We start from the raw sequence: 556 nt of genomic DNA, 5'->3' as shown, positions 1-556 counted from the left end.
TTTTAGCATTCTACTTTTTGTTCTATGCTGGGAAGTGGCTCGCTTATGGCCCAGTCCATGAGTGACTCACAGGTACTGGAATATGTAAAGGACGGCATCCGGCAAGGCAAGGAACAGAAGCAGCTTGCTTCCGAGCTTGCGCGTAAAGGTGTGACCAAGGAACAGGCTATGCGTGTGAAGCAGCTCTATGAGCAGCAGAACAATGTAAATACCTCGAAATCAACGGGCACGGACATCAACGAATCCCGCCTTCGTGAAGAGACTAAGGAGAATACTTCCGACATGTTGGAAGATCATCCGACTACGGAAGATTTGGCCCGTGAGGACCAGGTTTTCGGGCGCAATATCTTCAATACCCGCAACCTGACGTTCGAGCCTAGTGTCAACCTTGCCACTCCTGCCAATTACCGTCTGGGTCCCGGTGATGAAGTCATCATCGATATCTGGGGTGCTAGCCAGAATACGATCCGCCAGCAGATCTCTCCTGAAGGCACCATCAATATTCAGAAGATCGGGCCTGTCAACCTTAGCGGTATGACAGTCTCCGCCGCCAACG

At 51.3% G+C, this 556-nt stretch carries 1 protein-coding gene; it reads left to right on the top strand.

Features of this window, described 5'->3' with window-relative positions; all coding sequences use genetic code 11:
• Positions 1–24: 24 nt before the first annotated feature.
• Positions 25–556 (top strand): polysaccharide biosynthesis/export family protein (locus tag HMPREF9007_RS00015; RefSeq protein ID WP_008763935.1); only part of this gene is annotated, 532 nt, incomplete at its 3' end.

Origin of the sequence: Bacteroides sp. 1_1_14, assembly GCF_000162515.1 — a bacterium.
GTDB lineage: Bacteria > Bacteroidota > Bacteroidia > Bacteroidales > Bacteroidaceae > Bacteroides > Bacteroides thetaiotaomicron.
Note: the sequence above shows the minus strand (reverse complement) of the source record. Positions and strands in the feature narration are given on the sequence as shown.